Below are 21,263 nucleotides of genomic sequence, written 5' to 3'. Positions count from 1 at the left end.
TATCATCCTTTTCATTAATGATGTTATACCAATAGTAAACTAGAAAATTTTGATGGTGCAACCGATTTGTACCGAATAGTAGCACTTATTGAAGCAAACTTCTTAGGGGAGCTATCTTTTTTATAAAGTTCGGGGGATGACTAGGCACCTGTGATTCTTAGGTGATGAAATACAGGACAAACGCGATAAAAATTGGTAAACTTCTTATTATGAAGGAAGGGCTGGAAAGGTGATTCGATGGAAGAGATTGTTTTAGTAAGTATCGCAGTTATTTTTGTAGTAGGTATATTTTCGCAATGGCTTGCTTGGCGGATACAATGGCCTTCCATTGTTATCATGTCCATTGCCGGCCTACTGCTGGGACCTATTTTTGGTTTGTTCAACCCACAGGAAGCGTTGGGCGATCTATACAGCCCATTAATTTCATTAGCCGTTGCCATCGTTTTATTTGAAGGCAGCTCCAGTCTTGATATCCGTGAGATAAAAGGAATATCCAAATCGGTCTTCCGTATTGTAACAGGCGGAGCATTCATTGCCTGGATTGCTGGTGCACTTGCCGCCCATTTCATCGCCGGCTTAAGTTTGGAAATTTCCTTTATTATCGGCGGTTTATTTGTCGTAACAGGGCCAACTGTCATTATTCCATTATTGCGGAATGCAAAATTAAAACCAAGGATAGCAGCTGTTCTTAAATGGGAAGGTATTATTGTCGATCCCTTTGGTCCATTACTCGCACTATTTGCCTATGAAGTCATTAAAGTCCTGACGACCGATACACTGCATTTCGATTATATGCTGCATTTCTTTTTCAACGCATTCATTGCCGTCATTTTTGGTTATGTGATCGGCATGATTGTCAGCATTATGGTCAGCAAGGGAGTCTTCCCGGAATATTTAAAATCTCCCATTATACTCGCATTTGTGCTGCTTTGTTTTACCATGGCAGAGGTTGTCATGCATGAAACAGGCATGCTCGCTGTCACAGTAATGGGATTGACACTCGCCCGAACGAAACGCTATGTAACATCAATCGGTAATGTCAGTCATTTTGTTGAAAATATATCGGTAATGCTTACATCAACTATCTTTATCTTGCTTACGGCTTCCCTCTCAAGGGAGACGATTGCCGAAATTTTCACATTGCCAATTATCGGATTCGTGCTTGTCATGCTTTTTATTGTGCGACCGTTATCTATCTGGATCGCAACGATTGGTACCGAGCTCACGAAGGCGGAAAAAACGCTTGTCAGTTGGGTGGCGCCAAGAGGGGTTGTTGCCCTGACCGTTTCTGGATACTTTGCAGCAATTCTTCTTGATGATGGTCATGAAGGTGCCGAAATGCTTACAACATTAACATTTGCACTCGTATTTATAACCGTATGCGCCCATGGTTTCACCTTGAGCCCAATCGCTAAAAAACTCGGACTTGCCAACAATGCGCCACCAGGGATTCTGATTATCGGATCAAGCAGCTTTTCTATTGCACTTGCCGATTACTTGCGAAAACTTGATATCCCTGTTTTAATCAGTGATACGTCTGAAGGAAGATTACGTGGTGCGGCTGATAAAGATATTCCAACCTATCACGGACAGATTCTCGCTGAACATGCCGAGTTTGAGGTTGACCTCACACCATATGAAACGATTCTTTCCATGACAGGTGATAATGCTTATAACGCACTGGTCAGTCAATCCTATGCACCGGAGTTCGGTTACAATAATACCTTTTCGCTTCCAAGCGGTAACATAAACAAGGACGATCCGGACGGTATAACGATTTCACTGCGAGCACATCTGTTATTTGCGGAGGATGCCATTTTTACAGAATTAAATCGAAAAATAAATACCAACTATTCGATACAATCGATAAACATCCAGGAAAAAAATAAAATAGTAAAGGACACGATTCCAGAGGATGTCACACCATTATTGATTGTAAAAGAAAACAAAACCATTCAGGTTATTACATTAAGGAAAAAATTTGTGCTTGATGTGGGGGATAAGCTTGTGGTTTTGAAGAAAGTTCAGGATTAAACAGGAAATGATTTGAGTGAAAAAGGAAGCCATTCGCTGTTTTAGGACAAAAGAATGGCTTCCTTTTCAATGCCTGAACCCTCTTAGTACAAAACGGTTATTTTATCGTGAATAGTTGACTCATCACAATCATGTCGAAAAAGTATGACTGCATATCCAAGAATACTTTTTGTTTCAGGTAGTAGACTCATTGTCACAATAGTAAAAATGCAATGGGCGTTACGATCACTATTGTCAGGATCGTTCGTTCCACCCAAATAACGAGTAATTTCGGAATACTAACTGGTATTTCCGTCGATAAAATACAAGGAACCAGCGCGGAAAAAAATATGATGGCTGAAACGGATAAGACAGCGACCACAAATTTAGTGACAAGAGCAGCGTTCGTTACTAGCAATGCCGGTAAAAACATTTCAGCTATCTCAATTGCTGATGCTTTTGCAGCGAGTAATGGCTCCGGCAATTGAACCAGCCATGTAAACGGAAGGAAAATGTACCCAAGTATATCAAATACAGGTGTATACGTTGCTAAAACCAGCCCAAGTAACCCAACTGATAATATAGACGGCAATATCGCTGCTGTCATAATGATTCCGTCCTTCAAATTCAGCAGTACATTTTTCAAAAGCGGTAAAGCACTTTCAGAAGCCTCCATCCCTTGCTTCCAGGCCTCCTTGAAGCGATTTCCTTTCACCTTTTGTTCTGGTAATCCTTCACCATCATAGTATTCATCGCTCATTTTATTTAGCGGCCAAATCCGAACGGTGATAGCGGTTACAAGAAAAGTTACTACTAATGTTACCCAAAAATAAGTGTTCCATATATCCATTAACCCCAACGTTTTTGCAACGACAATCATAAATGTTGCGGAAACAGTCGAAAATCCTGTTGCAATTATGGTTGCTTCTTTTATTGTATATTTTCCTTCTTTAAATACTTTGTTCGTAATTAGTAACCCAATCGAATAACTGCCAACGAATGATGCAACAGCGTCAATTGCGGAGCGTCCAGGTGTTTTCCAGACCGGGCGCATAATAGGCTGCACCAGTACCCCGATAAATTCAAGAAATCCATACCCTACCAATAGTGCAAGGAATACTGCACCAATCGGAACTAATATCCCCACGGAAGTAACCAGACTGTCAAATAGGAATGGACCCATGTCCGGATCGAACAACCAACTCGGTCCAAAATCGAATACAAGCATAAATGCTACACCCATACCAATAATCTTAAAAATGGATAAACCTATGTTTACAGCGTCTTTGTTCCATGTTTTATTAATGAACGGATATATTGCACCAAAAATGATTACAAGCAAGATGTAATATGGAATGATTGAAGGGACAGTTTCTTCAACAAATGTTACCATATGGTCTAACGGAATGGTTGAAGTCCCATTTAATGTGATAGGTATAAAAAAAGTAAATGCACCAATGAAACTGTAAATCAGAAATTTGAGTATATTTTTCCCATTCGTACTCTCATTTTTGAGCGCAACACGTTGAGGATTTTCCATTGTAAAACCTCCCGATTCAAATTTGGTTTTTCATTTTGCAGTTGTCTATCTACTGGCTTCCCTCCTTGAAACATTTTCAAGATAAATTAGCCCATAATTTTAATCGTGCTCAAACCCCTGCAGGGAAAAACATACTTGATCCAAGTATACGAACCGTTTTCATTAATAAAAAGAGAGAGTGCAAAGCTTGTCTCTAGCAGAGTTCCAAAACAATGCGCTTCATCCCACTGTAAAAAACCTACCACAAGCCAGTCATTTATTGTAAAAATTAATGCAATCAGATTTTACCGTAAAAGTCAAATAACTAATTGACCAATTTTATTTTCCAATATATCTAAAACTTTTTCTGTTTTTATTAGTGTCTCTACCTTTTTAATATCGTCATACAATACCTTATCTTCCTCCAATTTTGGTATATAGCTTCTTAAAAAATTGTATACTGTTTCTATACCCGTGCTTGATCTTAATGGTCTTAAAAACTCTAAACCTTGGCATGCACACATTAACTCAATACCCATTACTCTTTGTGTATTAGCAATTACTTTCAAAACTTTTAAAGAAGCTGAAGTACCCATACTGACGTGATCCTCTTGTCCTGCCGCAGTAGGAATAGAATCAACAACCGCTGGATGAGAATAAAGTTTATTGTCAGAAACCAAAGCTGCAGCAACATATTGTGGAATCATATAACCTGAATTAACCCCACTATTTTCAACTAAAAAAGGAGGTAATTCACTGTATTGAGATGATACAAGTCTAAAAATTCTTCTCTCTGAGATATTGGCTGTCTCTGATAAAGAAATTGCAAGAAAATCTAAAGCCATAGCAACCGACTCACCATGACAGTTTGCTGATGATACCGAATCACCCTCAGAGACAAAGATTAGTGGATTATCTGTTGCTGAATTCATCTCTCTTTCAATAACTTGCTTAGCATAATTAAGTGCATCCTTACAAGCTCCATGAACTTGTGGAATTGCCCTTATGCTAAGAGCATCTTGGGTTCTATGATTCTTAAATTTCTCTGCTATTTCACTGCCAGATAATAACCTGTTCAAATTGTAAATAGTTGATTTTAGACCAGGGTGAGGTTTTACATCACCTAGTCTTACATCAAAAGCAAGGTTTGTTCCCTTTAATGCTTCAAAACTCACCATAGAAGCAAGATCAGCAATTTTAAGAACATTAATTGCATCATATATTGCAATGGCACCAATTGCAGTCATATCTACTGTTCCATTAATTAAACTTAAGCCCTCCTTTTCATAAAGGGAAATGGGTTTTAATCCAGCTCTTTTTAAAGCTATATCTCCTTTTAATAATTCACCCTTATAATAGGCTTCCCCCTCTCCTAAAAGAACCAAACTAATATGTGCCTGATAGCTCAGGTATCCTAGCGATCCATCTCTTGGAACTTTTGGAACTATATTATGATTCACTAATTTAACCAAGGCTTGAACTGTTTCCAATCTGATCCCTGAATAGCCTGACGATAAGTTTTTAATCATCATTACCATTACTGCTTTTACTAATTCCATATCCAAGGGGGCACCAACCCCGCAGGCATGACTACGAATTAGATTTTTTTGCAATTTCCTGGATTCGGCTTTGCTCACCCTTACTTTGCTATTATCACCAACACCAGTTGTAATACCGTAAACTACACGTTGTTCATCAACAAACTTATCTATTAAATCTCTTGCCTGGATTATTTTACCTTCGACCTCTTTTGACAATTCTATTGGTACATTATGTCTTGCTATCGAAATTAAATCCTCAATACTTAGATCTCCCGCAGATATACTTATTATTTTTTTATCAGTCCTCACAAACTTCACCTCAACAGATAGATTAATAGTATTATGAAATATTTAATCAAAAATCATCATTCAACTACTTTTTTTCTCTTTTACATTTGAGGGTTCTATTTGGTGGCTTAAGAAATCGGACTTGTCATTTTTCAAAATTGCCTTTGTACTAGCAAATAGTTGAAGGATTATTAAGAAAAGAACCGGAAAACCAGCCACTGTTGCCATCTGTTTCACAGCATCAATGCCGCTTATTTCACCACCGGTTCCGGAAGTGACTGTTAATAGAGCCATTATACCCATAATTGATCCCCAAAAGATTTTTACTCTTGCAGGCGGTTCAGGGTCTTCAATCGTATTTCCAGTTGTAGTTAGCGATGACATAGTTGTAGTTAATGAATCGGCTAATGTTGTAAAAGAAAGGTAAATTGCAACTAGTACCACCCAACCAATAAATACCGAAAAGGGAAACTCCTCCAAGAAGGCAAAAAGCGACAATGGTATACCACCTTCTTCGTTACTAATAATATTCCACAACTGGCCATCACCCTTCCAGTCAAAATACATTGCAGCCCCACCAAAAACCCAAAACCACAATGCACCAAATGCTGCTGGTAATAACAAATTTAAGGATACAAATTGCCTCAGAGTTCTACCATAGGACAACCTTGCCAGAAACATTCCGATTAGAGGAGCATTTGCCCCCCATAGTGCCCATTCAAAAATTGGCCAGTCCTTTGGCCAACTAGCCCCTTCCATAGGACTCAACCATAAATGCATCTCTGCCATAGAACCTAAATATTTCCCCGTTCCTTGTACACCAATATTTAACATATAAGCAGTTGGCCCCATTATGAATACAAAGGCTAATAAAAACATAAAAATTTTTGTATTGTTATCGGCTAAAAATCTAATGCCCTTTTCAATTCCTGTATAGCTAGAAATAATATAAGTAATGGTTATTGCAATAACCATAATTCCCCATAATATCGGCCCATTACTTATTGATGTATAATGAGCTATTCCACTACTGATTTGCAATACCCCTTCCCCAAGTATCGCCGACATAGCGCCAGCAATCGCAAACATACACAAATTATCAACAATAGTACCTGTTATCCCAAAAGCCCTTTTACCAATAATCGGATAAAGAGTAGAACTTACATTATAGGGAAGCTTTAGATTATAATGTGCATAGGCTACTGCAATACCACAAATGACATAAAGAGAATAAGGACCAAGTGTCCATTGCATCATTACTGCAGCAATTGAAAAGGTAGCTGCCTCCTCTGTACCTGGTAATATTCCCAGTGCCTCTGGTGGACTCATAAAATGTGTAAGAGGCTCTGCCGTTCCCCAGAATAATAGCCCCGTACCAATTCCACCCGTTAGGGAAATAGCAAACCACTCCCATTTTTTTATAGTTGGTTTCGCCTCTTTCCCACCAATCTTTATCTTTCCATATTTCGAAAAACCCAAGAATAAGCAAATAAAGATTAATAAAAAAGTAATTAAACTAAATAACCAGCCAAAATTATTAAATGCAAAGTTGACAATATTAGTTTGTATGTTGTAAAAACTAGTGGGAGCAATGATCCCAACAAGTACTGTTCCAACCAGCAAAATTGCCATTGGCAAAAAAACTCCCCAGCGTATTTTCTTACCATTCATTTCATTACTCCCCCTTCTATTTCAAAAATTTTTACTGTAACTGTTTACCCAAAACTACTGACTTCCCTCCTTTAACCACAGTATCAATGTGGTTCATTCCATATTTGTACGACAGCATTAAATAGTTTGGCACGTTAAAAATGGCGATATCTGCTTTTTTACCTGCCTCCAGACTTCCAACACTATCAGCACACCCAATTGCATGAGCGGCATTAATCGTCGTTGCTGTAAGAACTTCCTCAGGTGTCATGCCCATTTTCAAACAGCCCAAATTCATAATAAATTGCAGCGATAACGTTGGTGATGAACCAGGATTTGCATCTGTCGATAATGCAACAGGGACGCCGTTATCTATCATTTTTCTTGCCTGCGCAAACTCTGCCATTAGAAAAAATGCTGTACCTGGTAGCAGGACGCCTATCACGCCACTTTCTGCCATCTGTTTAATTCCTTCATCAGACGCCTTAAGCAAATGATCAGCTGAAATCGCCCCAACTTCTGTTGCTAATTCAGCACCTCCATAAGGCTCAATTTCATCAGCATGTATTTTAGGTATCAGACCGTGTGCCTTACCGGCATTTAATATTCTGCGTGATTGCTCCGGTGTAAACACACCACGTTCACAAAACACATCATTAAATGTCGCAAGCCCTTTTCTCGCAACTTCTGGAATCATTTCATTTACAACCCGGTCAACAAAAGTATCCGGATTATCTCTCTCATCAACTGGAACTGCATGGGCACCCATGAAAGTAGAAACGATATCAACTGGATGATCTGCATTTAGCTTTTTTGCAACCTCCAGCTGTTTTAATTCATGCTCCAATGACAGCCCGTAACCGCTTTTTGCTTCTACCGTTGTGACACCATATTCTAAAAAGGTGTCTAAACGCTGCTTCGATTCTTCATACAACTGATCAAAGCTGGCTTGTTTTGTTGCTTTTGTTGTCGCATGAATACCGCCCCCGGCATTCATAATTTCCATGTACGACTTGCCTTTAAGGCGCATGGCATATTCGCTTTCTCTGGTTCCTGCATGAACAAGGTGTGTATGTGGATCAATAAGACCTGGTGTTACAATTTTATTAATTGCATCAATATGTTCAGCTTCTGCGATTAATTCTTGATAATCTTGCGCAATAGCCTCGTGTTTCGCTACCGCTAAAATTTTCCCATCTTTTGCAAGCAGACTTCCATTTTCAATGACATTCAGTTGACTCATATTGTCTTTTTTCGCCGGTTTATCTGTATGGCCTTTCATCGTAATTAATTGTGCAGCATTTTTTACAAATACGAGTTGTGACATTCATCTTACTCTCCTTTATTACGTAACATTGGGATATGAACCCCTTTTTCACGTGCTGTTTTTTCCGCAAGTTCGTATCCTGCATCAACGTGCCTTGCTACACCCATTCCGGGATCTGTTGTGAGAACTCTTTCCAAACGTTCCTCCGCTTCCTTTGTTCCATCCGCAACAATTACCATCCCAGCATGAAGGGAATATCCCATTCCGACACCACCGCCATGATGGACACTAACCCAGCTGGCACCGCCAACACTATTAATAAGAGCATTTAATATTGGCCAATCAGCAACAGCATCACTACCGTCCTTCATTGCTTCTGTCTCCCGATTCGGGGATGCAACAGAACCAGAGTCCAAATGGTCCCGGCCAATTACAATTGGTGCTTTTAATTCTCCGCTCGCTACCATATCGTTAATAATTTTGCCGAAACGGGCACGCTCCCCATATCCAAGCCAGCAAATTCGGGATGGCAAGCCTTGAAAACTGACTTTTTCCCTTGCCATACGAATCCATTTGCATAAAGATTCGTTGTAGCTAAATTCTTTTAATATCACTTCATCTGTTTTATAGATATCTTCTGGATCACCGGATAATGCTACCCAACGAAACGGACCTTTTCCTTCACAAAACTGTGGTCGGATATATGCGGGTACAAAACCTGGAAAATCAAATGCATTTTCGACACCTTCATCTTTTGCAACCTGGCGTATGTTGTTGCCATAATCAAACGTAACCGCATTCTTTTGTTGCATTTCCAGCATAGCCTCGACATGCCGGGCGATACTTTGTTTCGATCGTTTCAGATACTTATCCGGATCATTTTTACGTAAGTCTGCAGATTCTTCTACTGTCAGGCCTGTTGGTACATAGCCATTAAGCGGATCATGTGATGATGTCTGATCGGTTAATACATCTGGAATAAATCCTTTTTCAATCATTTTTGAAAGTAATTCTGCTGCATTTCCTAATAATCCAATTGAAAGTGCCTTACCTCGATCCCGAGCTTGTTCTGCCAGTTTAATAGCTTCATCTAAATTATCTGTCTGGGTATCAAGGTATTTTGTTTCCAGCCGGCGGTTAATTCGATGCTGATCTGCTTCAATCGCAATACAAACGCCTTCATTCAAGGTAACTGCTAATGGCTGCGCTCCACCCATACCACCAAGTCCGGCAGTTACCGTAATGGTGCCTTGCAAACTACCGTCAAAATGCTGTCGTGCACATTCCGCAAATGTTTCGTATGTTCCTTGCAATATCCCTTGACTTCCAATGTAAATCCAGCTCCCAGCCGTCATCTGTCCGTACATCATTAAACCTTTCTTATCCAATTCATTAAAATGTTCCCAATTTGCCCATGCAGGTACGAGGTTGGAATTAGCAATCAAAACCTTTGGCGCATCTTTATGAGTACGAAAGACGGCAACCGGTTTTCCTGATTGAACTAATAGTGTTTCATTATCTTCAAGTACTTTTAACTCTCTAACAATCGCATCGTAACAACCCCAATTTCTGGCGGCTTTTCCAATTCCGCCATACACCACTAATTCATCAGGATTTTCTGCAACGTCTGCATGAAGATTATTATTCAGCATACGTAAAGCTGCTTCCTGCAACCACCCTTTTGTATGAAGCTCAGTTCCGCGATATTGTTTAACCTTGTTTTTTTCTTTTATAGTCATCCAAACATCTCCCTTTCTTAGTCGTTATATCATTGCCAGCTTTTCCTTAAGACTAAAACTTTTCATAGTTTCCGCTACCAAATAAGCAGCAAGACGTACTGTCTTATCATTCTCATCTACATTCGGATTAACCTCAGATATATCAAAACTGATGGTATTTTTTTTTGCTGCAATGTACTTTAATAAACGCTTTACAATCTTCGGGTCTAATCCTAGTGGTGATGGAGCACTTACACCTGGTGCTGCTGAAGATATGATGGAATCAGTACATAAGGTCATGATAATGGAATCATATTTTTTTATGAATTCATCGATTTTCTCGTACGTATTTTGAATGTTATTCAGATTGATATCTTCTTCAAGGACGTATTGACAGCCAAAATCCTTCGCAGCTTGAAACAGTGATCTGGTGTTGCCAAATTCTTGAATACCCAGGCACAAATACCCTGCCTTAACATCTTGCTCTAATATTTGTCTGAACATTGTTCCCGATGAGGGCAATTTATCACTCCGTAAATCGAAATGTGCATCAATATTCACAATACCTATTGTTTTATCAGCTGAAAAATATTCCCTCACCCCCAAATAATGCCCGTAAAATGTTTCATGCCCTCCACCTAGAATGATTGGTGTTTTATGATGGAGCAATAGACTATAAACCTTTTTACCGAGTTCCTCCTGAGCCTTTTCCAATTGGTCGTCTTCACAAATAACGTTTCCATAATCAATTGTTTCCATATTTCGGTTGAGATTGTACGGTAACTTTGCCAGATGTTTTCTTATCTCATCCGGTGCTAAGCTTGCCCCAGCCCTTCCTTTATTTCTTCTTACACCTTCATCACTTGCAAAACCTATAAATCCGAACGCGGATTCACTTTGTTTTAACTTATCAATATTTTGGAGTTTAATCACTTGGTGAAAACGATAATCGGACGCATTATCACTATCAATTCTTCCACTCCAAAGATCTCCGTTTGCTAATCTATAAATAGTTAATCACCCTCGCCCACCGTAAATTCAGAATTTATTCTCTTTATTTAAAATTATAGTTAGTCTATACTATAAATACAAATACATATTTATTATATTTCGATAGTTTTTGACTATAGGAGGAAAAGTATGGATATAAAACAATTGCAATATTTTGTTGCTATCGTGGATCAGTCAACCTTTACGAAGGCTGCTAATACACTTCATATTTCACAGCCCTCATTAAGTGCTGCAATCAAAAAGCTGGAAATGGAAGCTGGCTTTCCTTTGTTTGATAGGGCTTCCAGAAATATAGGAATTACAAAAGAGGGAAAAATATTATATCAGGAAGCAAAGAAACTACTGAGACATTATGAAACTGTATCCGATGAAATGCTTCGCTTAAGAGAAGAAGGCCCGCTGGAACTGTCAATCGGGCTTATTGAATCCTCCATGTTTTTTGTACCAAAAATCTTAACTGTTTTTAAACGAGAATTTTCAAATGTTCGTATTAGTTTACTTGAAACATTAAGTCTGAGTGATGTGGAAAAGGCATTGAATAATTTCAATATTCACTTAGCCATTACAAACCAATATATTCAAAATGAGGATATCGAAACAATACCAATTTATAAGGAAAATTTAGTTGCACTTCTTCCTCTTGGTCATTACTTAGAAAACAAGGATTATCTGCAAATAAAAGATTTGGAAGGAGAAGTTTTTATCGTCAGCAAGGAGGGTTTCCAAACAAGAAAAGACATTTTGAATGCGTTCAAGAAATCTGGTATTAATCCGAATATTCAATTTGAGATTGAACGATTTGAAACGGGTTGCAGTTTAGTGGAAAACAATTTGGGAATCACCATCGTTCCGGAAAATTATGTTCGATATGCTAAAAAACATGAATGTAGTATTAAACCAATTGACAATTCTAATATCTCAAGAACGGTTTATATTGCATATGATAAAAACCGATATCTATCACCATTAGTTATGCGTTTTATATTATTAATCAGGAGTTTTTTTGAAAATGAGATTAATCGGGAAAAACTTTAACAGATTTTTGAAAGCTTTTTAAAGATACCATTTGTGTTTAGCTATTTTCAGAGTTTGTTTCGAGTAAACTAAAATTAAAAAACAAATGATAAAAGCCCGCCACCAAAATCTCCCGGCAACAGGCTTCCGTTCATTACAGCTTAATCCGCTCCCTATACCTATCAATCAACCGCTGATTATGCTCATCTGCTCCCTCAATGTTTCCACTTAAAAATACTGGTGGTGTAAAGCCATTTTCAGCCATCAATTTAATCGATTCCGCAAAAATGGCATTTAGGATTGCTGCGCCTATTACCGTGGAGGTTGGTGAAAAGTTTACATCCACCTTGTCATGTGATAAAAGTGCATCGCCGACTGGTGCATGATTGTTAATAACCAGGTCCACAGCGTCATATAAATGGTCACCACTGCTATGGCGTGAGGCTTGGCTTGATGAATAGGCAATCGATGTAATCCCAATCACATAAGCACCTTGCTTTTTGGCCATACGTGCAACATCTACTGGAACAGGGTTTCTTCCTGATGTCGAAATAACAATCATGACATCCCCTTCTCGAATATCCTGTTCTTCCATAAATAGCTTAGCATAATCATTTTTTCGTTCGAATGAAGAGGAACGCACTGCACCTTCGTGAAGCATTAACGGTTCATGCAAGATAGGGTGAATTGGTACAAGACCACCTGCACGATAGTAAACTTCTTCCGTTAAAATATGGGAATGACCGCATCCAAACAGATGGATCACGCCACCAGCTTGAATGGCGTCTGCAACCTTTTGTGCTGCTTTATGCATAACATCATGTTCGTCTTTTTCAACAACCGCTAATAAATCCGTAATTTTACTGAAGTAACAATCAATCATGATAATTCCTCCACTATTCCGATAATTTCCCTTACTTTAGCCGGGATTGTTTTCCCTGTTTCCTTGTCAATTGTTGAACCGAAAATATGTGGCATAAAGAATTCAATATTCATATCCTTTACACCCTCGATGATAGCTTTAATATTACCTGCATCGATTCCACCAGCAGGCTCAACACCACGAATCCCTTTTTTCGCTGCTAGTTTCGTTAAATAAATGAGTTCATCTATATGCTGTGTTCCTTTTACAGGCATCATCTTAATACTTTCTATTCCTAGACTTACTACAATATCAATGAACTCATCGACTTGTAATACATTACCTGAATTGGCTAAACGAACTTTTCCAACCTCGCCAGTTGGTTGAACAAGTGCATTTACCAATTGCTTTGAGTTATTTTTTCCATCTAAAAAACCTTTTGCATAGGCAGCTGTTTCAAATGGTTGGTTTAAATGCCCGGGCAGCGAAGCTGATGCAATATCCAATACTTTCTTCCAATTAGCTGTATTCCCTCCGCCACCAAGACCAATGCTTACCACTTTCGCAACCGATTTAAGCTCTTTTACCTTTTTTGCTGCTTCAGCAACCGAATTAAACTTATCAGAAACAATTCCTGGCACTACATATCCAGATCCAGCTTCCATAATGTCCGCTGCATTTGCAGCATCGCTTGCCAAAAAATTAAATAAAAATTTATCAAAAAGTTTTTCTTCCATCCTATACTCCACCTTTTCCAACATAGCATCTTTTTCACTGCAAAGGATTCTTACATGTTAATAAGCTTGACCATATTCTCTAAGGAAATGTCAACAATGTATTTTCCTTTTTCCTTCGTAGCGAGTTTTGCATCACCTAACACTGCTGTTTTGGTAAATTCCTCCCACGGTGTAGGCGTAACATCAGCATGCATTGGTATATCCGGTATATCCGTAATTGCTTTATCCATCTCAACATATTCAGGCGCTAAATAGAGCATATAAGAGGTTTCAATCTCACAAGCATGAAAATACGTACTATGAGCTGAATCCGTTTCCCGAACCTCCGCCGCAGCCTGATTCATACCAGGATAAAAGAAATAAAATACACGCATTTCTGGACATGTTTCGTATAAGGCACGGGCCGCTTCTTTTAGCGCGGTGCCATTTCCCAAATGTCCATTTACCATTGCAAATGTTGCGAATCCTTGTTTATAAAGGCTCTCCCCAATATCGACAAGCATATGAATGAGTGCATCATTACTTATATTGATACTACCTGGAAAGTTACGTAAACTCCATACTTGACCATATGGTAATGTTGGTAATTGCAAGCCATTTACACGTTCAGCCAACTTTGCTGATAATCGCTCCGCTAGTAAATTGTCTGTCCCTAATGGTAAATGGGGTCCGTGTGCTTCCACTGCCCCGATTGGTAAAATAGCTATTTTGGATTGATCGATCTTATCCTTTACTTCATACGAATTTTGATATTGAAATTCCATCTTGCTTCACCATCCAATCCGGTATAAGAAAATAATTATTTTTTAAACGTAAAGCAACGTGCAGGATTTTGGACGAAAAATTTATCAATTAATTTCCTGCCATCAAATCCATTTCGATCTGCTTCCTCAATAAAACGTGGAACCCATTTTCCAATAATATTTTCTAACCCCAACCCATAATCATAGTGCTTGTAATAAGATTTGCGGGCTGTATCACCACTAACCAGGATTTGATCTTCATAGCCTTTTTTAACTAGCTCTAATATACATTGAATTCGCGTACTTTCTGGAGCATATTTGATTTTGGAGATGCCATCAAAGGAAAGCAATGCCCCCGTTTGCGCTATCTTTTCATGGTAAAAAGGATCCGGATTGCGGTCCATATGACCAAAGCTGATATATTCCAGATTAACCCCTTCACTCTTTAAAAGTTCAACTTGTTCAAGCCCCATTGTACCGGCTTCCGTATGAGAATGTAACGGTGCCTTCGTTTCATGATGCGCTCTTGCTACTGCGCGTAATGTCTTTTCTTCTAATGGTGTTATTCTGTTGTAGCCCGTACCAAATTTCACTTGGCCGCCGCGGATATTGGTTCCTTCCAGTCCGTCTTCAATTTCCCGAATGACAAAATCAGCAAGCTCATTGATTGATTTTGCATCAATCCATTGATAATACGTGTTAAAATCGCCTGTTACTTTTTTTACATGTTCAGGTATGGGCGCATCCCACAAAAAACTTTTATTAAAACCTGCTGTTCCAATTATCGTAACGCCAGTTTCCTCAGCAATTTCTTTTACCGCCATTACATCACGACCGTAATCAACAGCGGTTGCATCAACAATTGCTTGTCCACCAAGGTTTTTGAAATCCTGTACATCAAGCTTGGATTTCTCTTTATCATCAAGCAGCAGATCGTCAGCCTTTTGCTCCACCCAATACGGCGGTCTGCATACAATATGTTCATGTGAATACGTGAAGCCCAACTTGGAAGGTTCAATGTCACCATGAAATGTCCGAATAAAACTCATTTGTTATCACTCCTAATAAAAATATCACTTTTTTTATTAAATGGGAAAAAGGGGAATATTTCTTTCCCCACTTAATTAGAAAAATAATTGTGCTAAGAATCGAATGATTGGTCCTAAGATAAACATATCGGAATCCGCGGCCCACATTGCCGTGTCTGGTACTGTATCAGGCAGAAGCATTTTAACCATAACGAATTGCCCCCATGCAACAACCGTAGCAGTAATGAATCCTCCCATTAATGCTCCTCTTACACCACCCGTCGCATTCCCAAATACACCAGCTGTTGCGGAGTGGAAGAACAAGACAATCATCGTTGGAACGAAGACATATCCAACTGTATTTCCTAACACAACGAGCCAGATTAAAGCACCAACAAATGAACCTAAGAAACCTAAAATAACCGCATTTGGTGCATACGGAAAAACAATTGGGCCATCCAGTGCCGGTTTTGCACCTGGCACGATCTTTGTTGCAATCCCTTTAAATGCAGGTACCATTTCACCAATAAACATCCGGACCCCTAGTAAAACGACTGCAATACCGGCAGCGAATGTAAACGATTGAATGATTGCATACACAATAAAGTTCTGATCCCCAGCTGCTGCAACTAATTCTTCTGCGCCTGGTGTATCTTTAAAGGAGATAATGATTGCACCGACTAAAAACAATAATCCCATCGTTAAAGCCGTAATAACGTTTGAATCCCTCAGAAAGTCCAAGCCCTTTGGCAGCTTGATTTTTTCGGAATCATTTTCTTTGTTTCCCAGCCATTTACCTGCAAAAGCACTTAACAATGCAACAGACGCCGATGTATGTCCGAGTGCAACGTTGTCATTCCCGGTAATCTTACGCATAAATGGTTGTGTTAACGCAGGCTGGATTGTCCAATAGATCCCCATGATTACTGCCAGAAAGATGACAAGCTTACCAAATGACACATCACCCGCTGCCTGAATGGTAACACCTGCAAAAATGGTTGTTGTCCAAAACATCATATGACCCGTTAAATAAATGAATTTTAATTTGGTAAAACGTGCCAATAATACGTTAATAACAAATCCAAGTGTCATTGCCAATGCAACAGCACTGCCGTATTTTGCGTTGAACCCTTCCTGTCCCATGAAATCTCCAAGCGGTTCCGCTGAAAGATTGAATACTTCTTTCCATAGTGGTTCAAATATTGTTAACGCATCCGTGATCACACCTGAACCTGCACTAATAATTAAGAATCCAATAACGGCTTTAAACGTTCCGCTAATAACCTGGCTGGCATTTTTCTTCTGTAGCAACAATCCTAAAAGAACGATAAATCCCAGCAAGATGGCAGCTTGGCCAAAAATATTTGTGGCGATCCAAAAAATTGCATCCATTCCCGATTCCCTCCCCTAAAACATCTATTAACTTACCATGTTTTCATCGATAGCTTGGTTGATTTCATCCATATCAAAGTAATTATTAACGATGATTACTTTCGCACTGTGCTGTTGTAAGCTTTCCGCAAGCTCATTACTTGTAATGATATAATCCGCTTGCATACTTGAAGCTGTCGAAACATCGGTATGTTCAATATCCGCTTGAATTCCTTTTTCTCCAAGTGCTTGCTCCACATTCATTCGCAAAATTAAACTCGTTCCTTGTCCTAATCCACAAACTGTCAAAACTTTTATCATTGTTTATCGCTCCATTTCTAAGATGTTTTTTATATCTTCATAACTTGCAGCAGCAGTTAATTTATCAACGTTATGACGATCATTTAACAGACCTGTCAGTTCTTTCAATAACGTTAAATGTTCATCACTTGAGGACGCACCTAGACCAAACACAAGACGTACCGGATCGTTCGATGCATGTCCAAACACGACCGGTTTTTTTAATTGTACAAATGAAACAGAAGCTTCCTTTACCCCATCTTCCGGCCGAGCATGCGGAATAGCAATATGTGGGGCCAGTACAAAATAGGGGCCATTTTCTTGATACGCTTGTTTCATTGCTTCAATATATGTCTGTTCGACCAGCCCCTCCTGAAAAAGAAGACTCCCCGCAGCTTCAATTGCCTCTTTCGCGTCCGATACTTCAACCCCAACCTTTACAATACTTCGTTCTAAAAACCTCATCATACTCACACCTATCTTTATGTTGTTAGCCTATGCCTGTGCGTGTAATAATTTTATAATTTGCCTCTTATCTGTTGTCTCGATCATTTTCTGTTTACGGGCTTTGTCAGTGAACAGCTTGGTTAACTGTGACAAAGCTTTTAAATGCTGTTCATTATCCCATGAAGCCAAGACAATAATGACACTGGCGGCTTTTCCTAAAATGTCGACTGGTTCTTCTAAATGCAACATACTCATCCCCGTTTTATTTACCCCATCTTCTGGACTGGCATGGGGTAAAGCAAAAAGCTCAGATATGACAATATAAGGTCCATCCTTTGAAACGTTTCTGATCATTTTCGTTATATAATTGTCCAGAATATAACCTTGCTTCAACAGTGGTTCAGCAGCTGCTTTAATTGCATCCTGCCAGTTTTCCATCTGTTTTTTCAGTACAATCCTATTTGCCGGTAAAAGCTCATACAGGTTTGGTTTCCTTGCTTCACTCTCCACTTTAAGCGGGGCATGCAAATACCTCCTCAGCTCCTGACGCAATGCTTCATCATCTTCAATGCTTGCATATCGATTAATCATATCCATCACCGTATCAACAGAATATACTTGGTGCTCAGATGAATATTCGAATAAACTGTTCACTTTTTTCAACAATTGCTCTTTGTCTTCATTATTTAAAACGGGATTGACAACAAAGACCGGAACACCTCGGTCAGGAAGCAAGATTGTCGACACAATAAAATCGACATCCAAATCCATTCCCTTATAGTCTCTCAATGAAGTTACCCCTGAGATTTCAATATTGGAAAATAAACCTTCCAATTGACTTTCCAAGAGTCGTGACGTGCCTAGCCCATTCGTACAAACGATTAATAACCTTTTACGAGACTTTTCAAGTATGACACCTTCCTTGCGCAGCCACCCACCAAAATGCATGGCAATAAAGGCAACTTCATTTTCGTGGATTGGTTGCTGAAGTAAATCTTCAAAATGGTGCATTACCTTCTTGGTAATATGGAAAACCTCAGGATAATTTTGTTTCACTAAATCCTGCAAAGCATTTTCAACTTGAATCCCATATTTAATGCGATAGTAGGCAGGTTTTAAATGCAAAAGCAGATTCTGAATCATCTGCTCAGGTTCCCGAAACTCAATTGCTGCATATAATTGAAAATCTGCAGCCATTTTCTCTACTACCTGAAGCAACGCCTTCATTTCCTGACTTTCTAATTGCGAACCCAAGTTATAATTAACCTTGGCACTAAGCAAATACTTCGCAACGTAAAATACCTCATCATTTGGGGGGGCTATATCAAACGTACGGAACGCTTGGTTGCATAATGTAATGGCACCTTTGTATTCGTCCGTCGTTTTAATTACCTCTTTTTCAATTGGATCAACTTCAACTATTTTCCCTTGCATGATTCGCTTTATAAAAAAATAAAACCAAACAACAAGATTATTCAGGACATCATCTGTAAACTCAATCTTGTATTGCCGTTCATAATCATTCAACAATTGGCGTAACCGTTTTAAGGTTTGCGCATTAAAAAGTTGGTAAGGCCGTAATGTTTGACCAGGACTAGTTGACGAAGATTCTAAACCCGATAAACGTCCATACCAGCCTTCTTCTGGGATAACCAATGATAGGTAATAAATGAGCAGGCGCCTGATATCGTTCTCATTTCCTTCAATCGTATAACCAATTTTTCGCTCTGCAAAAATACGTAGCTGGTATTCCTGCAATTCTTCTTTTAGTTTTTTTATATCGTCAAGCACTGTATTTCTGCTTACTTGAAAAAGCTCTTTCATGTCATCTAAAAAGCACGACTCATCCTGCCCAACAACATGAAGATAAATCCATGCCCTTCTCTCTAGCGGAGAAAAGGCATAATGTGCAGCTTTCGAAAAAGCGTAATTCTTCACAATTTCCTTTTTCGTCGCCTCATCTATATATAAGCCTTGTGCTCGAACCTGCTGGATCTCAGGTAAATGGTGTTCCGTCAGCCAATTGTTGATTTTTTCTAGATCATTGTAAATAGTACGACGCGATACATTTAAGATTGCAGCCAGTTTTTGTACGGAAATATAGGAATCCTGCTGAACAAGCTGATTTAAAACTGTCATACTACGTTGATCCATATTACCCCTCCTAATTATAGTTCTGGAGTAGTATGCCCTATATTCGTATTATAGACGAGGCAAAGGTTCGTGATAAGACCAAATGAACCACACCTCATTGTGCAAAATTGTACTGAATTTAAAAAACACTCTATTGATGGAAGAAGCTCTATCTTACAACATAAAAAAATGGATAATTAGGAGTTCACCTAATTACCCAGTCCATTTTACAACGTTATTTTTTAGCTTTTTTAAATATATAGGCTCCATTCAAATCCCTTGATTAGCAATCAGTGGTTTTATCATTTTTCAAAATCATACATCCATATCCTGAGGGATGTTATAATCGTATTAAGTTGTTACATAAAAAACACTATCCACAGAGGTGAACATCATGAATATAAGCTTATCCGATAAAATGAACCATTTTCAAACGTCGATTTATAACGAACTATCCAACTACAAAAAACAAAAACTCAAGGAAGGAAAAGAAATCATCGATTTGAGTGTAGGGAGCCCGGATTTGCCACCAGCCCAGTTTGTCATCGATGAAATGACCAAAAATGTTCAGGATCCTGGCCAATACGGCTATACATTGACAGGTATAGATGCACTTCATCAGGCAATTGCAGACTATTATGGAAGGCAATATGATGTTACGGTCAGCGCAACATCTGAAACCTTGATGGTTATGGGATCTCAGGACGGGCTTGTTCATTTGCCGATGGTATTAACAAATCCCGAAGATATCATCCTGTTACCCGATCCTGGATATACAGCGTATAATACTGGTGTTTCCTTAGCTGGTGCCACACCATATAGAATGCCTTTAAAAGAGGAAAATAATTTTTTACCTGACCTGGAAGCCATCCCTGAAGAAATAAGACATAAAGCAAAACTAATGGTATTAAATTTCCCGGGAAATCCAGTTCCAGCTTTAGCAACAGAGGAATTTTTCCAGCAGGTAGTCGCATTTGCCAAAAAGTATCAGATTGCTGTGCTTCACGATTTCGCTTATTCCGAGCTATATTATGAAGATGAAAAGCCGATTAGTTTCTTATCCATCGAAGGGGCAAAAGATGTTGGGGTGGAATTTAATTCATTTTCCAAAAGCTTTAATCTGGCCGGTTGCCGAATTGGTTATATCGTTGGAAATACCACAATTGTAAATGGATTAAGCCGATTAAAATCGAATCTTGACTACGGTGTATTTCACCCGATTCAAAAAACAGCAATCCGCGCCCTGGAGAATTCAGTTGACTTCAGTGAAATGTTAAGAACGGTTTATAAAAAGCGGCGAGACATCTTGGTAGCTGGGCTAAATGATTTGGGCTGGAAAGTCGAAGCGCCAAAAGCATCCATGTTCATCTGGGCAAAAGTACCAGAGCCTTTTACGTCAACACAGTTTACTTACCGATTAATTGATGAAGCAGGTATTGTAGTTGTACCGGGAAACGCATTTGGCGAAGCTGGCGAAGGTTATGTTCGGACTGGCCTCGTCCAACCCGATGAGGTTCTTAAAAAGGTTGTTGAGAAGCTGGCCACGAGTGATTTGTTTTCCCCTACAAAATTATATAAATAACTCAAGTATCGGACATGATAAATAAACCTCAACCTATGG

General features: G+C 39.0%; 17 protein-coding genes. 3 read left to right on the top strand and 14 right to left on the bottom strand.

The genetic code is table 11. The annotated features are described in order from the left end of the window. Nucleotides 1-237 precede the first annotated feature (237 nt). Complete coding sequence (locus CZ382_RS18830) at nucleotides 238-2,034, top strand: cation:proton antiporter (protein ID WP_088052697.1); 1,797 nt, start codon at nucleotides 238-240, stop codon at nucleotides 2,032-2,034. A 193-nt stretch (nucleotides 2,035-2,227) separates the two neighbouring features. Here the strand turns inward: CZ382_RS18830 and CZ382_RS18825 are convergent, their stop codons facing one another. The 6 genes from CZ382_RS18825 to hutG all read right to left on the bottom strand — a co-directional run bounded on the left by CZ382_RS18825 (nucleotide 2,228) and on the right by hutG (nucleotide 11,007). Next, nucleotides 2,228-3,553 (bottom strand): YjiH family protein, encoded by a 1,326-nt coding sequence (locus tag CZ382_RS18825; protein ID WP_088052696.1) that lies wholly within the window; start codon nucleotides 3,551-3,553, stop codon nucleotides 2,228-2,230. Between the two features lie 296 nt (nucleotides 3,554-3,849). Continuing rightward, entirely contained in the window at nucleotides 3,850-5,382 is a 1,533-nt protein-coding gene (hutH, locus tag CZ382_RS18820; RefSeq protein WP_159457837.1) for a histidine ammonia-lyase, read from the bottom strand. Nucleotides 5,383-5,442: 60 nt separating this feature from the next. After that, the gene (locus tag CZ382_RS18815; protein ID WP_088052694.1) at nucleotides 5,443-7,032 is read right to left on the bottom strand and encodes a BCCT family transporter; all 1,590 of its coding nucleotides are present in this window, start codon (nucleotides 7,030-7,032) and stop codon (nucleotides 5,443-5,445) included. A gap of 31 nt (nucleotides 7,033-7,063) precedes the next feature. After that, nucleotides 7,064-8,338 (bottom strand): imidazolonepropionase, encoded by a 1,275-nt coding sequence (hutI, locus tag CZ382_RS18810; protein ID WP_088052693.1) that lies wholly within the window; start codon nucleotides 8,336-8,338, stop codon nucleotides 7,064-7,066. Nucleotides 8,339-8,343: 5 nt separating this feature from the next. After that, entirely contained in the window at nucleotides 8,344-10,017 is a 1,674-nt protein-coding gene (hutU, locus tag CZ382_RS18805; RefSeq protein ID WP_088052692.1) for a urocanate hydratase, read from the bottom strand. 24 nt (nucleotides 10,018-10,041) lie between these two features. Further along, on the bottom strand, nucleotides 10,042-11,007 hold the full coding sequence (gene hutG, locus CZ382_RS18800; protein WP_088052691.1) for a formimidoylglutamase: 966 nt from the start codon (nucleotides 11,005-11,007) through the stop codon (nucleotides 10,042-10,044). 129 nt (nucleotides 11,008-11,136) lie between these two features. Between hutG and CZ382_RS18795 the strand changes: the two genes are divergently transcribed. After that, complete coding sequence (locus CZ382_RS18795; protein ID WP_088052690.1) at nucleotides 11,137-12,042, top strand: LysR family transcriptional regulator; 906 nt, start codon at nucleotides 11,137-11,139, stop codon at nucleotides 12,040-12,042. A 133-nt stretch (nucleotides 12,043-12,175) separates the two neighbouring features. Here CZ382_RS18795 and CZ382_RS18790 read toward each other — a convergent pair whose 3' ends face one another. From CZ382_RS18790 to CZ382_RS18755, 8 genes are all read right to left on the bottom strand, one after another. Then, a complete protein-coding gene (locus tag CZ382_RS18790) occupies nucleotides 12,176-12,904 on the bottom strand; it encodes an SIS domain-containing protein (RefSeq protein WP_088052689.1) in 729 nt (242 codons plus the stop codon). Then, nucleotides 12,901-13,620 (bottom strand): KDGP aldolase, encoded by a 720-nt coding sequence (locus CZ382_RS18785; protein ID WP_088052688.1) that lies wholly within the window; start codon nucleotides 13,618-13,620, stop codon nucleotides 12,901-12,903. Before CZ382_RS18785 ends, CZ382_RS18790 begins: the two co-directional genes overlap by 4 nt. Nucleotides 13,621-13,670: 50 nt before the next feature. Next, nucleotides 13,671-14,384: a creatininase family protein gene (locus CZ382_RS18780; RefSeq protein ID WP_088052687.1), complete on the bottom strand. Its 714-nt coding sequence runs from the start codon at nucleotides 14,382-14,384 to the stop codon at nucleotides 13,671-13,673. Between the two features lie 35 nt (nucleotides 14,385-14,419). Further along, on the bottom strand, nucleotides 14,420-15,412 hold the full coding sequence (locus CZ382_RS18775; protein WP_088052686.1) for a phosphotriesterase family protein: 993 nt from the start codon (nucleotides 15,410-15,412) through the stop codon (nucleotides 14,420-14,422). A 75-nt stretch (nucleotides 15,413-15,487) separates the two neighbouring features. Further along, a complete protein-coding gene (locus CZ382_RS18770) occupies nucleotides 15,488-16,783 on the bottom strand; it encodes a PTS ascorbate transporter subunit IIC (RefSeq protein ID WP_088052685.1) in 1,296 nt (431 codons plus the stop codon). Between the two features lie 27 nt (nucleotides 16,784-16,810). Next, on the bottom strand, nucleotides 16,811-17,080 hold the full coding sequence (locus tag CZ382_RS18765; protein ID WP_088053545.1) for a PTS sugar transporter subunit IIB: 270 nt from the start codon (nucleotides 17,078-17,080) through the stop codon (nucleotides 16,811-16,813). Between the two features lie 6 nt (nucleotides 17,081-17,086). Then, nucleotides 17,087-17,527, bottom strand: coding sequence for a PTS sugar transporter subunit IIA (locus CZ382_RS18760; protein ID WP_088052684.1), 441 nt, complete (start codon nucleotides 17,525-17,527; stop codon nucleotides 17,087-17,089). A gap of 30 nt (nucleotides 17,528-17,557) precedes the next feature. After that, a complete protein-coding gene (locus CZ382_RS18755; RefSeq protein WP_088052683.1) occupies nucleotides 17,558-19,663 on the bottom strand; it encodes a BglG family transcription antiterminator in 2,106 nt (701 codons plus the stop codon). Between the two features lie 373 nt (nucleotides 19,664-20,036). Here CZ382_RS18755 and CZ382_RS18750 point away from each other — a divergent pair, with 373 nt between their 5' ends. Next, nucleotides 20,037-21,224: an LL-diaminopimelate aminotransferase gene (locus tag CZ382_RS18750; protein ID WP_088052682.1), complete on the top strand. Its 1,188-nt coding sequence runs from the start codon at nucleotides 20,037-20,039 to the stop codon at nucleotides 21,222-21,224. The last annotated feature ends 39 nt before the right edge of the window (nucleotides 21,225-21,263 follow it).

This window comes from Virgibacillus dakarensis, assembly GCF_900155625.1.
In the GTDB taxonomy this organism is placed as follows: domain Bacteria; phylum Bacillota; class Bacilli; order Bacillales; family Amphibacillaceae; genus Lentibacillus_C; species Lentibacillus_C populi.
Note: the sequence above shows the minus strand (reverse complement) of the source record. Positions and strands in the feature narration are given on the sequence as shown.

Excerpts from the sequence above, each read along its gene's own strand:
- CZ382_RS18785 (WP_088052688.1), bottom strand. The coding sequence starts at position 13,620 with ATGGAAGAAAAACTTTTTGATAAATTTTTATTTAATTTTTTGGCAAGC.
- hutI (WP_088052693.1), bottom strand. The coding sequence starts at position 8,338 with ATGTCACAACTCGTATTTGTAAAAAATGCTGCACAATTAATTACGATG.
- hutU (WP_088052692.1), bottom strand. The coding sequence starts at position 10,017 with ATGACTATAAAAGAAAAAAACAAGGTTAAACAATATCGCGGAACTGAG.
- CZ382_RS18750 (WP_088052682.1), top strand. The coding sequence starts at position 20,037 with ATGAATATAAGCTTATCCGATAAAATGAACCATTTTCAAACGTCGATT.
- CZ382_RS18790 (WP_088052689.1), bottom strand. The coding sequence starts at position 12,904 with ATGATTGATTGTTACTTCAGTAAAATTACGGATTTATTAGCGGTTGTT.
- CZ382_RS18830 (WP_088052697.1), top strand. The coding sequence starts at position 238 with ATGGAAGAGATTGTTTTAGTAAGTATCGCAGTTATTTTTGTAGTAGGT.
- CZ382_RS18795 (WP_088052690.1), top strand. The coding sequence starts at position 11,137 with ATGGATATAAAACAATTGCAATATTTTGTTGCTATCGTGGATCAGTCA.
- CZ382_RS18780 (WP_088052687.1), bottom strand. The coding sequence starts at position 14,384 with ATGGAATTTCAATATCAAAATTCGTATGAAGTAAAGGATAAGATCGAT.
- CZ382_RS18760 (WP_088052684.1), bottom strand. The coding sequence starts at position 17,527 with ATGAGGTTTTTAGAACGAAGTATTGTAAAGGTTGGGGTTGAAGTATCG.
- CZ382_RS18775 (WP_088052686.1), bottom strand. The coding sequence starts at position 15,412 with ATGAGTTTTATTCGGACATTTCATGGTGACATTGAACCTTCCAAGTTG.
- CZ382_RS18770 (WP_088052685.1), bottom strand. The coding sequence starts at position 16,783 with ATGGATGCAATTTTTTGGATCGCCACAAATATTTTTGGCCAAGCTGCC.
- CZ382_RS18815 (WP_088052694.1), bottom strand. The coding sequence starts at position 7,032 with ATGAATGGTAAGAAAATACGCTGGGGAGTTTTTTTGCCAATGGCAATT.
- CZ382_RS18825 (WP_088052696.1), bottom strand. The coding sequence starts at position 3,553 with ATGGAAAATCCTCAACGTGTTGCGCTCAAAAATGAGAGTACGAATGGG.
- CZ382_RS18755 (WP_088052683.1), bottom strand. The coding sequence starts at position 19,663 with ATGGATCAACGTAGTATGACAGTTTTAAATCAGCTTGTTCAGCAGGAT.